Origin of the sequence: Holospora curviuscula (assembly GCF_002930195.1) — a bacterium.
Taxonomy (GTDB): domain Bacteria; phylum Pseudomonadota; class Alphaproteobacteria; order Holosporales; family Holosporaceae; genus Holospora; species Holospora curviuscula.
Window position 1 is genome coordinate 1 of record NZ_PHHC01000012.1, and the last position, 1,028, is coordinate 1,028.

Sequence of the window (1,028 nt, forward strand, 5' to 3'; positions counted from 1 at the left end):
AACAGTCCCAAGCACTCAATTGCCTTGTGTATCCACAACACGATGGCGTTTACGTCCCTTTTTTTCTCCATCAATACCGTGTTGTTCACAAGCTCCGGTAGTTTTGACACTGTGTGAATCAATCTTGTGGTAGCTCGGGTCTTCACTTTCACCAGCCTTGATCCACTTTATCTTGACAAGCGCGCTCAGTACTTTTTTCCATATTTCTTTGATCCTGCATCTTCGATAAAACGATTGTACAGGCGAGTATGGCGGAAAATCTTTAGGAAGCATTCGCCATGGGAAGCCGGTCGTTATTATGTAAACTACTCCATTAACACGCTCTTTCTTCTGGTGTTTACTTATATTACCATACTTGCCCCATGCAAAATGATCTTTAATGAGCGTGCATTTATGATCTGTTAAATCGTTGGATCTCTCATTCTTATTACCTTCAAGCTTGCCTTCGTTTATCCATGAATACAGGTTTGAACAATGCGATCTTTTTTAGCGGCCCAAAATCAGCTTTTCTCACAAAGGATAGGCGGCATGGCTTATTTTTTGTGCTTATTACGGTGTCACACCCAATAATCTCAAAAAAATTCTTGGACGTTTTGCACTGTTTGTGTACCTTATTCTCATAGAAACTTCCTTGCGGACTGTTCCCATCACTTTTCTCACCTGTTCACTTTACGTCCACTCTTTTATCTTAAATTTTCCCCTTACGCAGCAGATCTAGTGCTCGAAAAATTCTTAATCTAATCTGTAAAGAAAATTTTTGTGGTTAAACCTTTCATTGCCTCGAGACATAAATTGACAATCTTTTTAAAACATATTATAGTATCCTCCTATTGGAGAGATGGCCGAGCGGCTGAAGGCAGCGGTTTGCTAAACCGCCGTACGTCTTAAAAGCGTACCGAGGGTTCGAATCCCTCTCTCTCCGCCAGATTTTTGAGAAATAACTTTTCTCACGTCTTTTTGCTCTAGCTTAAGCAGTGCTTAAAACCCCAGTATCTGCGGGATTTCCAGCGTTTCTATCTAGCGTTACA

At 41.0% G+C, this 1,028-nt stretch carries 1 protein-coding gene and 1 tRNA gene; one reads left to right on the forward strand and one right to left on the reverse strand.

Annotation, left to right across the window (positions count from 1 at the left end; translation table 11 throughout):
- Positions 1–15: 15 nt before the first annotated feature.
- Positions 16–465, reverse strand: a complete 450-nt coding sequence (locus HCUR_RS00245) for a transposase (protein ID WP_104206249.1) — start codon at positions 463–465, stop codon at positions 16–18.
- Positions 466–832: 367 nt separating this feature from the next.
- On the opposite strand from HCUR_RS00245, the gene HCUR_RS00250 reads away from it, so the two are divergent.
- Positions 833–925: transfer RNA gene (locus tag HCUR_RS00250), tRNA-Ser, on the forward strand.
- Positions 926–1,028 lie beyond the last annotated feature (103 nt).